An 18388-nucleotide genomic window follows, 5' to 3' on the forward strand; every position below is an offset into this window, starting at 1 on the left:
CTCGAGACTTTTCGTGTACGGGTTGCCGTTCGCGAAGTTGCATCGGTTAGTGGCGCACTAGTGAGTGCGTGGCAGCTTGAAGCCGCAAGGGTGCAGGTCATGCCCGAACGCTAGTGCAAAGCGGGGAAAGGCAATTTCGTGCGCTGCGTCCCAAGTGCTGTTCTCGTCGCTGCGTCGCTGCAGCGGTGACAAGCGAGGTGACGTGTGCAGCAGCGTGCATATCGTCTGCTCTGCTTGAAAGGCGAGGGCGCACGCAAATGCGCAGGTGGTGAAGTCTTACTCCGGCGCGGCGCGGCTCGGCGCGTCGTGGTCGCAGCGCCAGGTCATGCACACGCAATCGGAATCACGCACTTCGACCGATCTTGCAACTCCGGCCAGCTTCGAAGACGCTTCAACACGCAATCGCACAAAGAGTGTCGCCAGTGAGGCATCACCACACTGCTCTCGCACATCTGGCAAAAATCGCACACAAGAAAAAAGCCCCGGCAATGCCGAGGCTTTTTGATGATTGGCGTCCCCACGGGGATTCGAACCCCGGTGTCCACCGTGAAAGGGTGGTGTCCTAGGCCTCTAGACGATGGGGACGCGTATCAAACCTGGTTGTCGATTCCAGACGGCCTATGTCCGGAACTTGGTGGAGCCAGGCGGGATCGAACCGCCGACCTCCTGCATGCCATGCAGGCGCTCTCCCAGCTGAGCTATGGCCCCACGAAACTGAGAACGAAATGATAGCGATGCGTTAACGTTCGCGCAAGCGCTTTTTCATGCCGAATGAGACGCGACGTGCGCCGTGCTCAGTTGACGCCGTGCAGATCGCGCAGCTGCGTCGGGCGCGCGCCAAAGTACGCGGCGAGATCGGCGATGTCCTGGTCGCTCAGCGCGGTGGCCTGCGCGGTCATCAACGGATGCTGGCGATCGCCGCTGCGATAGGCCTGCAATGCATGTGCAAGGTAGTCGCCGTACTGGCCGCCGAGTTTGGGATAGGTCGGGTCGAGCGGCACATTGCCATCGGCGCCGTGGCAATCGACACAGCTCTGGCCGGTAGCCTTACCTTTGGTATGGGCGAGTTTGTCGCCGGCTGCGGCGCGGCCGGTCGGCAGGCCGGCCGACGAACCCGAGCCGTGCTCGCCGCTGGCATGACCGGCATCGCCGGCAGAGTGATCGGTGGATTCCACCTGGGACTGGGAACAGGCCGCCAACGACAGGGCAGCGACCAAGGCGATGGCTAGACGCGGAGCGTACAGGGCGTTCGGCATGTGGGCGCTTATTTGAGGGTGGACAGGTAGGTGGCGATGTCGGCGATGTCCTGCTCGGAAAAGCTTTGCGCCTGTGCCTGCATGGTCGGGTGTTTGCGCTTGCCCTGGCGGTATTCGGTCAGTGCCTGGGTCAGGTACTGCGCGGACTGGCCGCCGATCTTGGGCACGCGGTAGCTTGGGTAGGCGTTCTTGTAGCCGGTCACGCCGTGGCAGCCCTGGCAGGTGTACGCCAGCTGGCGGCCATTCCCGGCATTGCCCGAGGACGCGGGTGTGGCAGGCGTCGGCGCCGCGGCTGCAGGCGCAGGCGGTGTCGGAACCGATGGTGTTGCTGATGCGCCCCCAAACGGCAGGAAGACGACCAGAGCGAGACAAGCGGCGAGCGGCTGCGGGCGCATGGTTTCGTATCCGGAAGACTGGTATGAGCGTCCGCACGTGGGGGCGTTGCGGGCCGAACCGAGTATGCCTGCGATTTGGCCGCACGCAAACCGGGTGAATAGGCAATCTTGAACAGACCATGACCTTTGGCGCATTGGCGACATGATGGCTTGGGTGGTTTACTTGCCTACAACACCTGTTCACGCATCCACTAGGACACGACGATGTCGCCACTCTCCTTTTTGCCCGGCCGCAGCGGACCTTGCGCCGCCGCGCTGTTGATCACCACGAGCCTGTTGCTGGGCGGTTGCAAGGCCGGCGACAGTGCTGCCAAGCCGGCAGACAGCCAGAAGGCCGCAGATGCCGTACCGGTGGAAACCGCCAAGGCAGCCCGTCGTGCGGTGGCCGCCAGCTACACCGGCACTGCGGCATTGGAGCCACGTGCCGAAGCGCAGGTGGTGGCCAAGACCTCCGGCGTGGCGCTGGCGGTGATGGTCGAGGAAGGGCAGAAGGTGTCGGCAGGCCAGGCGCTGGTGCGGCTGGATCCGGACCGCGCGCATCTGGCGGTGGCGCAAAGCGAAGCGCAGCTGCGCAAGCTGGAAAACAGTTATCGCCGCGCCACGCAACTGGTCGGCCAGCAATTGGTCAGCGCTGCGGATGTGGACCAGCTCAAGTTCGATGTGGAAAACAGCCGCGCGCAGCATCGTCTGGCGTCGCTGGAGCTGTCGTATACCACCGTGCAGGCGCCGATTTCCGGGGTGATTGCCTCGCGCTCGATCAAGACCGGCAACTTCGTGCAGATCAATACGCCGATCTTCCGCATCGTCGACGACTCGCAACTGGAAGCCACGCTCAACGTGCCCGAGCGCGAGCTGGCCACGCTCAAGTCCGGCCAGCCGGTGACGTTGCTGGCCGACGCATTACCGGGGCAGCAGTTCTTGGGCAAGGTGGACCGCATCGCGCCGGTGGTGGATTCAGGCAGCGGTACCTTCCGCGTGGTGTGCGCGTTCGGCGCTGGCGCAGAGGCGTTGCAGCCCGGCATGTTCGGGCGCATCCGCATCGACTACGACCAGCGCAAGGATGCCCTGGTGATTCCGCGGCTGGCGCTGCTGGACGACGGTGAACCGGCGGTGTTCGTGGTGCGCAATGGCAAGGCCAGTCGGGTGCCAGTGAAGCTGGGCTATGCCGAAGGCCCATGGCTGGAAGTGCGCCAGGGGCTGAAGGAAGGCGACCAGGTCGTGACGGCCGGCAAGGTGGCGCTGCGCGATGGCACCGCGGTGCAGATCATCGGCCAGCCCGATCGCAAGCCGGTTGCAGCTGCCGCACCGGCAACGGCCGGCGACGAGAAGCGCTCATGACCGACCATCCCACCGGCCCGGTCCACGACCCGCACCTATCCGTAGCGCCGGGCGGCGGCCTGGTGGCGTTTGCCACACGCCGCCGCGTCACCATCGCGATGATCACGGTGACCATGCTGCTGTTCGGCCTGATCGCGCTGCGTAGCCTCAAGGTCAATTTGCTGCCGGACCTGAGCTATCCCACGCTCACCGTGCGCACCGAATACACCGGTGCGGCACCGGCGGAGATCGAGACCCTGGTGACCGAGCCGGTGGAAGAAGCGGTCGGCGTGGTCAAGAACCTGCGTAAGCTCAAGTCGATCTCGCGCACCGGGCAAAGCGATGTGGTGCTGGAGTTTGCCTGGGGCACCAACATGGACCAGGCCGGCCTGGAAGTGCGCGACAAGATGGAAGCCTTGTCGCTGCCGCTGGAAGCCAAGCCGCCGGTGCTGCTGCGCTTCAATCCATCGACCGAGCCGATCATGCGCCTGGTGCTGTCGCCCAAGCAGGCGCCGGCCTCGGACACCGACGCCATCCGTCAGCTCACCGGCCTGCGTCGCTATGCCGACGAGGATCTGAAAAAGAAACTCGAACCGGTGGCCGGCGTGGCGGCGGTGAAGGTAGGCGGTGGTCTGGAAGACGAGATCCAGGTGGATATCGACCAGCAGAAGCTGGCCCAGCTCAGCTTGCCGATCGACAACGTCATCACCCGGTTGAAGGAAGAGAACGTCAACATCTCCGGCGGCCGGTTGGAAGAAGGCTCGCAGCGCTACCTGGTGCGCACGGTCAACCAGTTCGTGGATCTGGACGAGATCCGCAACATGCTGGTGACCACGCAGAGCAGCAGCAGCAGCGCAGCCGATGCAGCGATGCAGCAGATGTATGCCATTGCGGCGTCCACCGGTTCGCAGGCGGCATTGGCGGCCGCGGCCGAAGTGCAGAGCACCTCGGCCTCGTCCACCAGCAGCATCGCCGGCGGCATGCCGGTGCGCTTGAAGGACGTGGCGCAGGTGCGCCAGGGCTACAAGGAACGCGAGGCGATCATTCGCCTGGGCGGCAAGGAAGCGGTGGAATTGGCGATTTACAAGGAGGGCGATGCCAATACGGTGTCGACCGCCGCGTCGCTGCGCAAGCGCCTGGAGCAGATCAAGGCGACGGTGCCCGGCGATGTGGAAATCACCACAATCGAAGACCAGTCGCACTTCATCGAGCACGCGATCAGCGACGTCAAGAAAGATGCGGTGATCGGCGGCGTGCTGGCGATCCTGATCATCTTCTTGTTCCTGCGCGATGGCTGGAGCACCTTCGTGATCAGCCTGTCGCTGCCGGTGTCGATCATCACCACGTTCTTCTTCATGGGCCAGCTGGGCCTGAGCTTGAACGTGATGTCGCTGGGTGGGCTGGCCTTGGCCACCGGCCTGGTGGTGGACGATTCCATCGTGGTGCTGGAGAGCATCGCCAAGGCGCGCGAGCGTGGCCTGAGCGTGCTGGATGCGGCCATGGTGGGCACCCGCGAGGTGAGCATGGCGGTGATGGCCTCGACCCTGACCACCATCGCGGTGTTCCTGCCGCTGGTGTTTGTCGAAGGCATTGCCGGGCAGTTGTTCCGTGACCAGGCGTTGACCGTGGCGATCGCCATTGCGATCTCGCTGGTGGTGTCGATGACGCTGATCCCGATGCTGAGCTCGCTGAAAGGCGCGCCGCCCATGGCCTTCCCGGACGAACCCAGCCACCCGCAGTGGCAGCCGCAGCAGCGCTGGCTCAAGCCGGTGGCCGCTGGCCGCCGCGGCGCGGGTGCCAGCGTGCGCTATGCGTTTTTCGGCGCCGCCTGGGCGGTGGTGAAGGTCTGGCGCGGCGCCACGCGAGTGGTGGCACCGGTGATGCGCAAGGCCAGCGATATCGCGATGGCGCCGTATGGCCGTGCCGAACGTGGGTACCTGACCATGCTGCCGGCGGCATTGCGGCGGCCCTGGCTGGTGCTCGGGCTGGCAGGCGCCGCATTCGTCGGCACGGTGCTGCTGGTGCCGATGCTCGGCGCGGACCTGATCCCGCAGCTGGCGCAGGACCGCTTCGAAATGACCGTGAAGCTGCCCTCCGGTACGCCGCTGGCGCAGACCGACGCTCTGGTGCGCGAGCTGCAACTGGCGCACGACAAGGACCCAGGCATCGCCTCGCTGTATGGCGTGAGCGGTGCCGGCACACGGCTGGATGCCAACCCCACCGAAAGTGGCGAGAACATCGGCAAGCTCACGGTGGTGATGGCCGGTGGCGGCAGCCCCGCGGTGGAGGCAGCGGCCACCGAGCGCCTGCGCAGCAGCATGAAGGCGCATCCGGGCGCGCAGGTGGATTTTGCACGGCCGGCCCTGTTTAGTTTTTCCACGCCGCTGGAAGTGGAGTTGCGCGGGCAGGATCTGGGCGAGCTGGAGCAGGCTGGCCAGAAACTGGCGCAAATGCTGCGTGCCAACGGCCACTACGCGGACGTGAAGTCGACCGTGGAAGAGGGATTCCCGGAAATCCAGATCCGCTTCGACCAGGAGCGCGCCGGTGCGCTCGGGTTGACCACGCGGCAGATCGCCGATGTGATCGTCAAGAAGGTGCGCGGCGATGTGGCCACCCGCTACAGCTTCCGTGATCGCAAGATCGACGTGCTGGTGCGTGCGCAGCACAGCGACCGTGCCAGCGTGGACGCGATCCGCCAGTTGATCGTCAACCCGGGCAGCAGCCGACCGGTGCGCCTGGCCGCGGTCGCCGAGGTGGTGGCGACCACCGGGCCGAGCGAGATCCATCGCGCCGACCAGACCCGCGTGGCGATCGTGTCGGCGAGCCTGCGCGACATCGACCTGGGCGGTGCGGTGCGCGAAGTGGAAACGTTGGTGCGTAACGACCCGCTGGCCGCTGGTGTGGGCATGCACATTGGCGGGCAGGGCGAGGAACTGGCGCAGTCGGTGAAGTCGCTGCTGTTCGCGTTCGGTCTGGCGATCTTCCTGGTCTACCTGGTGATGGCCTCGCAGTTCGAATCGCTGCTGCACCCGTTCGTCATCTTGTTCACCATTCCGCTGGCGATGGTCGGCGCGGTACTGGCACTGCTGATGACCGGCAAGCCGGTATCGGTGGTGGTGTTCATTGGCCTGATTTTGCTGGTGGGCCTGGTGACCAAGAACGCGATCATCCTGATCGACAAGGTCAACCAGCTGCGCGAGGAAGGCGTGGCCAAGCGTGAGGCGCTGATCGAAGGGGCGCGTTCGCGCCTGCGGCCGATCATCATGACCACGCTGTGTACCTTGTTCGGCTTTTTGCCGCTGGCGGTGGCGATGGGCGAGGGGGCGGAGGTGCGGGCACCGATGGCCATCACCGTGATCGGCGGGCTGCTGGTGTCCACGCTGCTCACCTTGCTGGTGATTCCGGTGGTCTACGACCTGCTGGATCGCCGTGCCGATGCGTATTACCTGGAGCGCGGCCGGCGCATGGCGCGTCAGCGCGCACCGGCCAGCCACAGCGACGGGCTGGAGGCGGTATGAGCGTTGCCGCCTTCAGCATCCGTCGCCCGGTCACCACCATCATGTGCTTCGTGTCGCTGGTGGTGGTGGGGCTGATCGCCGCGTTTCGCCTGCCGCTGGAGGCGCTGCCGGATATTTCCGCGCCGTTCCTGTTCGTGCAGTTGCCGTACACCGGCTCCACGCCGGACGAGGTGGAGCGCAACCTGGTGCGGCCGGCCGAAGAAGCGTTGGCGACGATGACCGGCATCAAGCGCATGCGCTCGACCGCCACCGCCGACGGCGCCAACATCTTCATCGAGTTCTCCGATTGGGACCGCGATATCGCCATTGCCGCCTCCGACGCGCGCGAGCGGCTGGATGCGATTCGCGACGATTTCCCCGAGGATCTGCAGCGCTTCCATATCTTCAAGTGGTCCAGCAGCGATGAGCCGGTGCTCAAGGTGCGGCTGGCCAGCCAGGCCGATCTGACCGGTGCATACGACATGCTCGACCGCGAGTTCAAGCGGCGCATCGAGCGGATTCCGGGCGTGGCCAAGGTGGAAATCTCCGGCGCGCCGCCGAACGAGGTGGAGATCGCGATCGCGCCGGACCGGCTGACTGCGCATGACCTGAGCCTCAACGATCTGAGTGAGCGGCTGGGCAAGCTCAATTTCTCGGTTTCGGCCGGGCAGATCGACGACAACGGCCAGCGCATCCGCGTGCAACCGGTAGGCGAATTGCGCGACCTGCAAGAGCTGCGCGACCTAGTGCTCAACGCCAAGGGCCTGCGCCTGGGCGACATTGCGCAGGTGCGGCTCAAGCCCACGCGCATGAACTACGGCCGGCGCCTGGATGGGCGCCCGGCGATTGGCCTGGACATCTACAAGGAGCGCAGCGCCAACCTGGTGGAAGTGTCCAAGGCGGCATTGAAGGAAGTCGAAGACATCCGCGCCGAACCGGCCATGCGCGACGTGCAGGTCAAGGTGATCGACAACCAGGGCAAGGCGGTGACCTCGTCATTGGCAGAATTGGCCGAGGCCGGTGCGGTTGGCCTGTTGCTGTCGATCACGGTGCTGTTCTTCTTCCTGCGCCACTGGCCGTCCACGCTGATGGTCACGCTGGCGATCCCGATCTGCTTTGCGATCACGCTGGGTTTCATGTACTTCGTCGGCGTCACGCTCAACATCCTGACCATGATGGGCTTGCTGCTGGCCGTGGGCATGTTGGTGGACAACGCGGTGGTGGTGGTGGAAAGCATCTACCAGGAGCGCGAGCGCATGCCGGGCCAGCCGCAATTGGCAGCGTTGTTGGGAACGCGCAGCGTGGCGATCGCACTCAGCGCCGGCACGCTGTGCCACTGCATCGTGTTCGTGCCGAACCTGTTTGGCGAAACCAACAACATCAGCATTTTCATGGCGCAGATTGCGATCACCATTTCGGTGTCGTTGCTGGCCTCGTGGTTGGTGGCGATCAGCCTGATCCCGATGCTGTCGGCGCGCATGAAAACGCCGCCGCTGGTGACCTCCGAGCGCGGCGTGATCGCACGTCTGCAGCGGCGCTATGCCAAGGTTCTGGCCTGGACGCTGGCGCACCGCGGCTGGAGCGTGGCCGGCATCCTGCTGGTCAGTGCGATCAGCCTGGTGCCGATGAAGCTCACCAAGGTGGACATGTTCGGTGGCGACGGCGGCAACGAGGGCTACATCCAGTATCAGTGGAAGGGCTCCTATACGCGCGAGCAGCTGGGCGATGAGATCGCGCGGGTGGAAAACCACCTGGAAGCCAACCGCGCCAAATACCACATCACCCAGATCTATTCGTGGTTTAGCGAGGTGGAAGGCAGCAACACCGTGGTGACCTTCGACGCGACCAAGGTCAAGGACCTACCACCGCTGCTGGAGCAGATTCGCAAGGAGTTGCCACGTTCCGCGCGCGCCGATTACAGCATCGGCAACCAGGGCGATGGCGGGAGCGGCAATCAGGGTGTGCAGGTGCAACTGGTGGGTGATTCCACCCAGGCACTGCAGGAGTTGGCCGACGAGGTGGTACCGCTGCTGGCGCAGCGCAAGGAATTGCGCGACGTACGCGTGGATACCGGTGATCGCACCAGCGAGCTGGCGATCCGCGTGGATCGCGAGCGCGCGGCCGCGTTCGGCTTCAGTGCGGAGCAGGTGGCGAGTTTTGTCGGGCTGGCTTTGCGTGGCACGCCGCTGCGCGAGTTTCGCCGCGGCGACAACGAAGTGCCCGTGTGGGTGCGGTTTGCCGGCGCCGAGCAGAGCAAACCCGAAGATCTGGCAGGCTTCACCGTGCGTACCAAGGATGGCCGCAGCGTGCCGTTGCTGTCGCTGGTGGATGTAAAAATCCGCCCGGCCGCCACCCAGATCGGCCGCACCAATCGGCAGACAACCCTGACCATCAAAGCCAATCTCGGCGCGAAAGTCACCGTGCCGGAAGCGCGCGCTGCGATGGAGCAACCGCTCAAGGCGATGCAGTTTCCGGCCGGTTACAGCTACACCTTCGACGGCGGCGATTACCAGGACGACGGCGAGGCGATGGGCCAGATGGTGTTCAATCTGGTGATTGCGTTGGTGATGATCTACGTGGTGATGGCGGCGGTGTTCGAGTCGCTGCTGTTCCCGGCGGCGATCATGAGCGGCGTGCTGTTCTCGATCTTCGGGGTGTTCTGGCTGTTCTGGATCACCGGGACCTCGTTCGGCATCATGTCCTTCATCGGCATCCTGGTGCTGATGGGCGTGGTAGTGAACAACGGCATCGTGATGATCGAGCACATCAACAATCTGCGCCGCCGCGGCATGGGGCGCACGCAGGCGCTGATCGAAGGCTCACGTGAGCGTTTGCGGCCGATCATGATGACCATGGGCACCGCGATCCTGGCGATGGTGCCGATCTCGCTGACCAGCACCACCATGTTCAGCGACGGCCCGCCGTACTTCCCGATGGCGCGCGCCATCGCCGGCGGCCTGGCATTTTCGACAGTGGTGAGCTTGCTGTTCCTGCCGACCATCTACGCCATCCTGGATGACATGAGCAGCGGCGCGGCGGCATTGGTGCAGCGCGCGCGTGGTGTATGGAAGGCGATGCCGCCGGAGGCTGCGTTGGAGTCTTGAGTCACCAAAGACGGCTGACGGTTGGCAATCGCTGCACGCCGAATGGCAACAAGGGTGCTTCAAGCTCCTCTCCCGTCGGGAGAGGGGTTGGGGTGAGGGTAAGGTTCCCCGAATACGGTCGGGCAACCTGCCTGTGATTTGCTGGCTTCGGTGAGGGCGGCAGCGCGACCGGGGATCGGCTCTTCGGCTCGGCAGACATCCTGTCTGACTCGCCGCCGCGGCACATCCCTGTGCCGCTCTCCGCCAATCCCCGGCCACGCTGCCGCTTCGGCGGCGTCGTTGCCGTGAGTTATTTGATCTTGAGGACAGTCAGGACGGGCGGTTTCAAGCCCCTCTCCCGTCGGGAGAGGGGTTGGGGTGAGGGTACGGTTTCCCGAATACGGTCGGGCACCTGCCTGTGATTTGCTGGCTTCGGTGAGGGCGGCAGCGTGGCCGGAAATCGGCTCTTCGGCTCGGCAGACATCCTGTCTGACTCGCCGCCGCGGCACATCCCTGTGCCGCTCCGCCAATCCCCCGGCCACGCTGCCGCTTCGGCGGCGTCGTTGCCGTGAGTTAGCTGATCTTGAGGACAGTCAGGACGGGCGGCTTCAAGCCCCTCTTCTGTCGGGAGAGGGGTGGGGGTGAGGCTACGGATTTCCCGAATACGACCAGGCAGCGTGCCTGCTGGTGGTTTGCTGGCTTCGGTAGGGGCGGCAGCGCGGCCGGGGATCAGCTCTTCGGCTCGGCAGACATCCTGTCTGACTCGCCGCCGCGGCACATCCCTGTGCCGCTCTCCGCCAATCCCCGGCCACGCTGGCGCTTCGGCGCGTCGTTGCCCTGAGCTAGCTGATCGTTAGGGAAGACGGCAGGGCCGAAAGTGCTCGGATTTTTGGCCGGCAGGCAAATAGATATCTGCCTCCGCCTCAGGCAGCAAGGCAGCAAGGCAGCAAGGCAGCAAGGCAACGAGGCAACGAGGCAACGAGGCAACCATCAAAGGCTAGTTCGAGCAGGCCTCGCGGAAATCGCTGCTCTCCGTTCCGCCAATACAGGAACATTCGAAGAGTGGTCCGCGGGCGCCGGGGCAGGACCTTACACGACAAGGACGTCGTGTAAGAGCCCCCATGGATGGGTTCACGGCGTGTCCTGCCCCGGCGCCCGTGGGCCGCTCCACCCAAAAATCGAGGCGCCAGCCAACCAGCTTTCCTCAACCAAAATCAACGCGCCAGCAAACCGGGCTTTCCTCAATCAAAACTAAAGCGCCAGCTGATGAGCTTTTCTCAGCTAATCAACTTTCGTCAGCCAACCAGCTTTCCCAAGCCACTCGGCTTTCCCAGCACACTGGATGCAGCCCAGAACATCAGCCCGCACGCACCTGCCGCACGATCGCCGCGGCCTTCGCCGAGCTTTCCTTGACCTTGTCCCACTGGCCTTGCGCCAGCCAGTCCTTTGGCACCATCCACGAGCCGCCGATGCACAGCACGTTCGGCTGCGACAGGAATTCGGCCGCATTGCCTTCGCTGATGCCGCCGGTGGGGCAAAGCTTGAGTTCGGACAGCGGGCCGGCCAGGCCCTTGAGCATCTGCAGGCCGCCCACGGCGGTGGCCGGGAACAGCTTGCACACGCGGAAGCCCAGCCCCATCAGGGTGAGCAGTTCGGTCGGGGTGGCAGCGCCGGGCACGGCCGGGATCGGCGCGTCGGCCAGCAGGCGTGCCAGCGGCGCCGGAGTGCCGGGCGTGACCAGGAAGTCTGCACCGGCATCCACCGACTGGCGCAGCTGCAGTTCGCTCAGCACCGTGCCGGCACCGATCACGATGTTGGGCAGTTCGCGCTTGAGCATCGCCAGCGCTTCGATCGCGACCGGGGTGCGCAGGGTCAGTTCGATGGCAGGCAGGCCGCCTTCGAGCAGCGCGTCGGCCACGCGACGCGCCTGGTCCAGCGTGTCGACGGTCACCACCGGCAGGATGCCGGCGTCGCGCAGCAGCTGTTCAGCGGTGTTTTGGGTCTGGGCAATCGTCATTGCAACTCCTGGAGACGGCGACCGCCTGGGCGGTCGCAGAGAGGGAAGGGGATCAGGCGTCCTTGGACTCGTGCGGCGCGGCGGCAGCGGCCGCATCGGCGCCCAGTTCGTACTCGGCGTCGTAGCTCCACAGCGCACCGTCCGGATGGGTTGGGCCGCAGGAAATCGAGATCGCGCCCTGGTCGGCCGGGCCGACGACCTGGCGGTTGATCGCAAACAGGTTCCGGCCCAGGTCGTTGCCGGCCACGGCGGTGTTGGGTGCAACCTCGCGCGATGCCCATTCTTCGGCCGAGACCAGCACTTCCAGCGTGCCGGCTTCGCCGTCCAGGCGCACCATGTCGCCTTCGCGGACACGCCCGATCGGGCCGCCACGCGCCGCTTCCGGCGTCATGTGGATCGCGGCCGGAAACTTGCCCGAGGCACCGGACAAACGGCCGTCGGTGACCAGCGCCACGCGGCGGCCCTGGTTCTGCAACAGGCCGAGCAGCGGGGCCATCGAATGCAGCTCCGGCATGCCGTTGGCACGCGGGCCCTGGTAACGCAGCACCACCACGAAGTCGTGCGGCAACACGCCGGCCGCATGCAGCTTGTTGAGCACCTGCGGTGTGTCGATCACCACGGCAGGCGCTTCGATCTTGCGGTGCTGGGGTTTGACCGCCGACAGCTTGATCAGCGAGCGGCCCAGGTTGCCGCGCAGCAGGCGCAGGCCACCTTGCGATTCGAATGCATTGCTGACCGGGCGTGCCACGCTGTCATCGGCGGTGGTCGCCGTGCCGGGCACATAGATGACCTTGCCGTCCTGCAAACGCGGCTCGTTGGCATAGGCACGCATGCCGCCTTCGACCACGGTGGGCAGGTCGTCGTGCATGTAGCCGGCGTCCATCAATTCGCGGAACACGAACGCCGTGCCGCCAGCAGCCTGGAAGCGGTTCACGTCGGCTTCGCCGTTCGGGTAGACGCGGGTCAGCAGCGGCACGGTCTGCGAGATCAGATCCATGTCGTCCCAGGTCAGCACGATGCCCGCCGCACGGGCCACAGCGATCCAGTGAATGGTGTGGTTGGTGGAGCCGCCGGTGGCCATCAGCGCGACCACGGCGTTGACGATCGCGCGTTCGTCGATCAAACGACCGAACGGGCGGAAGTCCTGGCCTAGCGCGGAGATCGCCAGCGCCCGCTCGGTGCCCTCACGGGTCAGCGCATCACGCAACGGCTGTTCGGGATTGACGAACGAGGCGCCGGGCAATTGCACGCCCATCGCTTCCAGCAGCACTTGGTTGGAGTTGGCGGTGCCGTAGAAGGTGCAGGTGCCGGGCGAGTGGTAGGAGGCGGACTCGGCTTCCAGCAACTCGGCACGGGTGGCTTCGCCCGCGGCATAGCGCTCGCGGACCTCGGCCTTCTGCTTGTTGGGAATGCCCGGGCTCATCGGGCCGGCCGGCATGAACAGCGCCGGCAGGTGGCCGAACGCCAATGCGCCAATCAACAGGCCAGGCACGATCTTGTCGCACACGCCCAGATAGACCACCGCATCGAACATGTCGTGGCTGAGGCCGATGGCCGCGGCCTGGGCGATGTTGTCGCGCGAAAACAGCGACAGCTCCATGCCGGCGCGGCCCTGGGTCACGCCGTCGCACATTGCCGGCACGCCGCCGGCGACCTGCGCGGTGGCGCCGAGCGCACGGGCGGTGTCGCGGATCATCTGCGGGTAATGCTCGAACGGCTGATGCGCCGAGAGCATGTCGTTGTAGGCGGTGATGATGCCCAGGTTCGGCGTGGCCGCGCCGCGCAAGCGCGACTTGTCGGTCGGCTCGGAGGCCGCAAAACCGTGTGCGAGATTGCCGCAACTCAGGCGGCTACGGAACGGGCCTTCACGCAGGGCGGCATCAAGGCCGGCCAGGTACGCCGCGCGCGAGGGCGCGCTGCGCTTGCGGATACGGTCGGTGACAGCTTGGATATTCGGATGCAGGCTCATTGGCTACCGGCTATGAGAAACAGGGGAAAGGTCTTCGATGGCAGCCCGGCACCAGGCGATGCGGGCTGCCGCGGTGTCGCAACGTGGGCGAGTGCATGCACGTCATCAGCATGACCAAGCCACCCACTCGAGGTCCCGACATCCACTAACTGCACCAATGCACCCGCAGGCGCGGGCCAGGCTGCTGCAGCGCGACCCGGATCGGGTATTCGCTGATGTCCTCGCCTGCCAGCGCCGCCTGCAGCACATCGAGCTTCTGCTTGCCGCGCAGCAACAGCAGGCGCGTGGGAATTGGCGCCAGCCCGGCCGGGGTCAAGGTGATGCGCAGCGGCCACTGGTTGGCACCGGGGCAGCCGGTGGCGTCCAGCGACGCGTACGGCTGCGGGCTGGCCAGGGCCTTGGGTAGATCGGTCGAGCCGGGGAATAGCGAGGCGGTATGCCCGTCGCCGCCCATGCCCATCACCGCCAGGCAGGCCGGTTCGGCATGCGTGGCCTGCAGGTTGGCGGTATGCACGCACTCGGGCAACTGCTTGCCCGGGCGCACCAACGGAATGAAGGTGGCCGCCGGTGCATGGTCCAGGAAGCTCTGCTTGACCAGCCAGGCATTGCTGTCCTGGTCCTGTGGCGAGAGCCAGCGCTCATCGACCAGGCCCACTTCGACCCGCGACCAATCCAGCGGGCGATGCGCCAGCGATTCGTACACCGGTGCCGGGGTGGTGCCGCCGGACAACAGCATGCGCGCCTGGCCGCGGCGCGAGATTTCCTGTTCCAGCAGGTCGGCCATTTCGCTGGCCACCGCTTCGGTCCATTCGTCGAGGTCGTCGTAGCGCACCAGGCTGATGCGGTCGTTGTCCTGCAAACTCATCGCTGCTCTCCCGGCAATGCGCGTTCGGCGTCCACCGCGTAGGCGGCCGCGCCCAGTAGGCCGGCATGCGGATGCATCACCGCCAGCGAGGGCACCCGCGACATGATCGCGGAGAAACGGCCCTTGTGTTCGAAGCGCTGGCGGAAGCCGGAATGCTGCAGCGAATCCAGCACCTTGGGCACCAGCCCGCCGGTGAGGAAGACGCCATCCCAGGCACCCTGCATCAGCACCATGTCACCGGCGATCGCGCCGAAGATGGCGCAGAACAGATCGATGGTGCGCGAGGCACGCGGGTCGCCGGCGGCGGCACGTGCAGTGATGTCCTTGGGCTCCAGCGGGCCGGGGTCGATGCCGGCAATCTCGCTCAGCGCGCGGTGGATGTTGACCAGGCCCGGGCCGCAGATCAGGCGCTCGTTGGAGACGCGGCCGAACTGCTCGGACAGGATCTCCAGCACGCGAATCTCTTCCGGCGTGCCGGGCGGAAAGCTGACATGGCCGCCTTCGGTTTCCAGCGGAAAACAGCGCCCATTACGGATGATCAGGCCACCTACGCCCAGCCCGGTGCCCGGGCCGATGACGCCGTAGTTGCGCGGCTGCTCGATCGGTGCCGGGCGCCAGCTGGCGCCGCCCACCTGCACCACGTCCTGCGGGCGCAGCAGGCTGATCGCCATTGCTTGCGCGGCGAAGTCGTTGATCAGGTGTAGCGTGCTGAAGCCCAGCATGGTGGCGGTACGCGAGCGCGAGATCACCCACGGGTGGTTGGTGATGCGGGCTTCGTCACCATCCACGCGGCCGGCCACCGCGAACACGCCCTTGGTGGCCTGCACGCCGATCTGGTCCAGGTAATAGCGCGCGGCCTCGCCCAGCGAGCCGAACTCGACCACCGCGAACTCACGGCAGGTGTCCTCCAGCAGCGGTACCGAGGCATCGATGTCAGCCAGCGCGAAGCGCGCATTGGTGCCACCGATGTCGGCAACCAGCACCGGCTTGGAAGGAGCGGTCATGCGTTGTTTCCCTGTGCGTCGGTGGCCGGGGGCAGGAACGGTGCGGCGGTCTCGGGGCCCCAGCTACCGGCCGGATACGGCTGCAGCGGCAGCTGTGCGTCCGACCAGGCATCGCTGACGCTGTCGATCCAGGCCCAGGCGGCCTTGACCTCGTCATCGCGCACGAATAGCGCCGGGTTGCCATTGAAGGCATCCACGAACAGGCGTTCGTAGGCGATGCGGCGGTGCAGGCCGGTGGGCACGGACAGCTCCAGTTCCAGCGGCTGGAGTTCGATCGCACCCCATTCCGGGCCGGCCAGGCTGCTCATCAGGCCCAGCTCGATGTTTTCCTGCGGTTGCAGCTGGAAGGTCAGGCGGTTGGGCACCGCGTTCTGGCGGTCCGGGCGCTCGAACAACCAATGGGTCACCGGCTTGAGCGTGACCACGATGCGCGTGGAGCGTTCGGCCAGGCGCTTGCCGGTGCACAGGTGGAACGGCACGCCGGCCCAGCGCCAGTTGTCGATGTGCGCGGTGACCGCGACGAAGGTTTCCACATCGCTGCCTTCCGGCGGGTGGTAGGCCTGCGCCGGCTCGCCGTTGATGCTGCCGGCGGTGTAGCGGCCACGCACGCTGTCGTGCGCGGCGTGCTCGGCGGTCATCGGGCGCAAGGCGCGTAGCACCTTGACCTTCTCGTCGCGGATGCGGTCGGCTTCCAGCGAGGCCGGCGGCTCCATGGCCACCAGGCACAGCAACTGCAGGATATGGCTCTGCACCATGTCGCGCAGCGCGCCGGAGCGGGCGTAGTAGGCATCGCGCCCGTCCACGCCTTCGCTTTCGGCCACCAGGATCTGCACCGATTCAATGTAGGTCCGGTTCCACACCGCTTCCAGCAAGGTGTTGCCGAAGCGCAGCGCCACCAGGTTCTGCACCGCAGCCTTGCCCAGGTAGTGGTCAAGGCGGAACACGCGGTCTTCGTCGATCAGTGCGCCGATCGACTGCAGGATCTCGCGGGCGCTGTCCGAATCGTGGCCGATCGGTTTTTCGAGCATCAACCGGTGCGGTGCAGCCAGCGCGCCGCCCAGGGCCAGGCCCTGGCAGGTGCTGATGTACAGGCCCGGTGGAATCGCCAGATAGCTCACGCATTGGCGGCTGGCCAGTTCGCGCACGGCCTCGGCCACCGATTCGGCATTGCGCAGGTCCACCGAGCGGTAGTCGATGCGCTGCAGCAGCGCATCGATCTGCGCGGCGGTGGCAATCGGCAGCGCCTGGGTCAGGCGCGGGCGCAGGACCTCGCGGAAGGCGTCGGTGTCGTGCGGCGACAGGGCCAGCGCACGGATGCGGAAGTCTTCCGGCAACAGGCCGTCGACATACAGGCGCAGCAGGGATGGGAAGAGATAGCGCTGGGCGAGATCGCCGGTGGCGCCGAACAGGATCAGGGTGTTGTGCATGGACCGAGTTTCAGATTCTGGAGACATCGTTATCAGCGGCTTGGCGGGAAGGCGCCGGAGATGCCGGCGGTCGGTACGTCTGTTCCTGGCGACACTTGCGTGCGCGCAGCGGGGGATGGACGCTGACGCCCAATCCCGGATTGTTGCAGCAAGTGACGGTCAGCGGTTAGCGCAGGAGCGGTATACCTGCACCTGCGCGGCGGCATGATCGGCCTGGCGCAGGTAGAAACGCTGTCCAGATGGACGGCGTGAGTTAGTGGCGGCATGGTCCCTCCCGAGATCGATGTTGCCATGTGAAAACGATTACATGTCAGAATAAACCAATGCATTCGTTTGCAGGAGATTTCCTTGCAAGCGCTATGGCGTCACTACCATCGGGAGGGCCGAGGGTGGGGCGCACCACTCCTGTTGAGGCCGAAAGATGGCGAAAGTGCAGTTGGAAGGTGTCCGCAAGGTCTACGAGAACGGGCAGGTTGCCGTGCAAGGGGCCAGCTTCGAAGTCGCCGATGGCGAGCTGATGGTGCTGGTCGGGCCGTCCGGCTGCGGCAAGTCCACCTTGCTGCGCATGATCGCCGGGCTGGAGGACATCAGTGCGGGCACGCTGCGCATCGGCGACCGCGTGGTCAACGATGTGGCGCCGAAGGATCGCGACATCGCCATGGTGTTCCAGAGCTACGCGTTGTACCCGCACATGACCGTGGCCGAAAACCTGGCGTTCGGGCTCAAGCTGCGCGGCCATCCCAAGCAGGTGATTGCCGAGCGGGTGAACAATGCGGCTGAGTTGCTGGGCTTGACGCCCATGCTCGACAAGCTGCCCAAGGCGATGTCCGGCGGCCAGCGCCAGCGCGTGGCGCTGGGGCGCGCGATGGTGCGCGAGTCGGCAGTGTTCCTGCTCGATGAGCCGTTGTCGAACCTGGATGCAAAGCTGCGCCACAGCGTACGCACCGAGATCGCGCAGCTGCATCGCAAGCTCGGCACCACCATGATCTACGTCACCCACGACCAGGTCGAAGCGATGACCCTGGGCCAGCGCATCGTGGTGCTCAAGGATGGCGTGATCCAGCAGATCGACAGCCCGATGGCGCTATACGACCGCCCGGCCAACCTGTTCGTGGCCGGCTTCCTCGGCAGTCCGGCCATGAACGTGCTGCAGGGGCGGTTGGATGCGCAGGATGGCCTACATCTGGTAATGGCCGATGGCTGGCGCGTGCCGCTGGGCGCGGCGCAGATCGATCAGCGCTGGCTGGGCCAGGAGGTCGTGGTGGGCGTGCGCCCCGAGCATCTGCAGCCGTCAGCCGACGCGCAGTTGGGATTCGATGCACGTATCGATGTCATCGAACCGGTAGGCAACGAGATCTTCCTCAATCTCGACCGCGGCGGGCAGTCGCTGGTGATCCGCGTCACCCCGCAGGCGTTGCCGGCGGTGGGCGAGTCGCTGCGTCTGGCCTTGCGCAGCGAAGCTCTGCATTTCTTCGACCCGGCCAGCGGCGAACGCCTGACGACCTCTGCCTCCTGACATTGCGCGAGTGCGCTGCCGGCCTCGTGCAGAGGTCGGCAG

The 18388-nt window shown here is 65.8% G+C and carries 11 protein-coding genes and 2 tRNA genes; 4 read left to right on the forward strand and 9 right to left on the reverse strand.

All coding sequences use genetic code 11. From position 1 onward, the window contains the following. Nucleotides 1-509: 509 nt before the first annotated feature. The 4 genes from ACCQ01_RS12120 to ACCQ01_RS12135 form a co-directional block, all read right to left on the reverse strand. Nucleotides 510-585: transfer RNA gene (locus tag ACCQ01_RS12120), tRNA-Glu, on the reverse strand. 47 nt (nt 586-632) lie between these two features. Further along, nucleotides 633-708 (reverse strand) — tRNA-Ala (locus ACCQ01_RS12125). A gap of 86 nt (nt 709-794) precedes the next feature. Continuing rightward, entirely contained in the window at nt 795-1256 is a 462-nt protein-coding gene (locus ACCQ01_RS12130; protein WP_043877747.1) for a c-type cytochrome, read from the reverse strand. A gap of 8 nt (nt 1257-1264) precedes the next feature. Continuing rightward, nucleotides 1265-1651, reverse strand: coding sequence for a c-type cytochrome (locus tag ACCQ01_RS12135; protein WP_011037295.1), 387 nt, complete (start codon nt 1649-1651; stop codon nt 1265-1267). Nucleotides 1652-1855: 204 nt separating this feature from the next. On the opposite strand from ACCQ01_RS12135, the gene ACCQ01_RS12140 reads away from it, so the two are divergent. Genes ACCQ01_RS12140 through ACCQ01_RS12150 form a run of 3 tightly spaced genes read left to right on the forward strand, consistent with a single transcriptional unit; the run spans nt 1856 to nt 9569 of the window. Beyond that, entirely contained in the window at nt 1856-2989 is a 1134-nt protein-coding gene (locus ACCQ01_RS12140) for an efflux RND transporter periplasmic adaptor subunit (protein WP_161961950.1), read from the forward strand. Continuing rightward, complete coding sequence (locus tag ACCQ01_RS12145) at nt 2986-6486, forward strand: efflux RND transporter permease subunit (RefSeq protein WP_228432724.1); 3501 nt, start codon at nt 2986-2988, stop codon at nt 6484-6486. Before ACCQ01_RS12140 ends, ACCQ01_RS12145 begins: the two co-directional genes overlap by 4 nt. Further along, nucleotides 6483-9569 (forward strand): efflux RND transporter permease subunit, encoded by a 3087-nt coding sequence (locus ACCQ01_RS12150; protein ID WP_228432725.1) that lies wholly within the window; start codon nt 6483-6485, stop codon nt 9567-9569. Before ACCQ01_RS12145 ends, ACCQ01_RS12150 begins: the two co-directional genes overlap by 4 nt. Before the next feature lie 1336 nt (nt 9570-10905). Here the strand turns inward: ACCQ01_RS12150 and ACCQ01_RS12155 are convergent. The 5 genes from ACCQ01_RS12155 to zwf all read right to left on the reverse strand — a co-directional run bounded on the left by ACCQ01_RS12155 (nt 10906) and on the right by zwf (nt 16830). Then, a complete protein-coding gene (locus ACCQ01_RS12155; protein WP_228432726.1) occupies nt 10906-11565 on the reverse strand; it encodes a bifunctional 4-hydroxy-2-oxoglutarate aldolase/2-dehydro-3-deoxy-phosphogluconate aldolase in 660 nt (219 codons plus the stop codon). A 52-nt stretch (nt 11566-11617) separates the two neighbouring features. Next, entirely contained in the window at nt 11618-13534 is a 1917-nt protein-coding gene (edd, locus tag ACCQ01_RS12160; RefSeq protein ID WP_228432727.1) for a phosphogluconate dehydratase, read from the reverse strand. A 145-nt stretch (nt 13535-13679) separates the two neighbouring features. Further along, entirely contained in the window at nt 13680-14399 is a 720-nt protein-coding gene (gene pgl, locus ACCQ01_RS12165) for a 6-phosphogluconolactonase (RefSeq protein WP_011037289.1), read from the reverse strand. Further along, the gene (gene glk / locus ACCQ01_RS12170) at nt 14396-15403 is read right to left on the reverse strand and encodes a glucokinase (RefSeq protein ID WP_014507850.1); all 1008 of its coding nucleotides are present in this window, start codon (nt 15401-15403) and stop codon (nt 14396-14398) included. Before glk ends, pgl begins: the two co-directional genes overlap by 4 nt. Then, complete coding sequence (gene zwf / locus ACCQ01_RS12175; protein WP_228432728.1) at nt 15400-16830, reverse strand: glucose-6-phosphate dehydrogenase; 1431 nt, start codon at nt 16828-16830, stop codon at nt 15400-15402. Before zwf ends, glk begins: the two co-directional genes overlap by 4 nt. Before the next feature lie 421 nt (nt 16831-17251). Between zwf and ACCQ01_RS12180 the strand changes: the two genes are divergently transcribed. Continuing rightward, complete coding sequence (locus ACCQ01_RS12180; RefSeq protein ID WP_103702368.1) at nt 17252-18346, forward strand: ABC transporter ATP-binding protein; 1095 nt, start codon at nt 17252-17254, stop codon at nt 18344-18346. Nucleotides 18347-18388: the final 42 nt, after the last annotated feature.

The organism is Xanthomonas sp. NCPPB 4037 (genome assembly GCF_041475695.2).
Taxonomy (GTDB): Bacteria; Pseudomonadota; Gammaproteobacteria; order Xanthomonadales; family Xanthomonadaceae; genus Xanthomonas; species Xanthomonas campestris.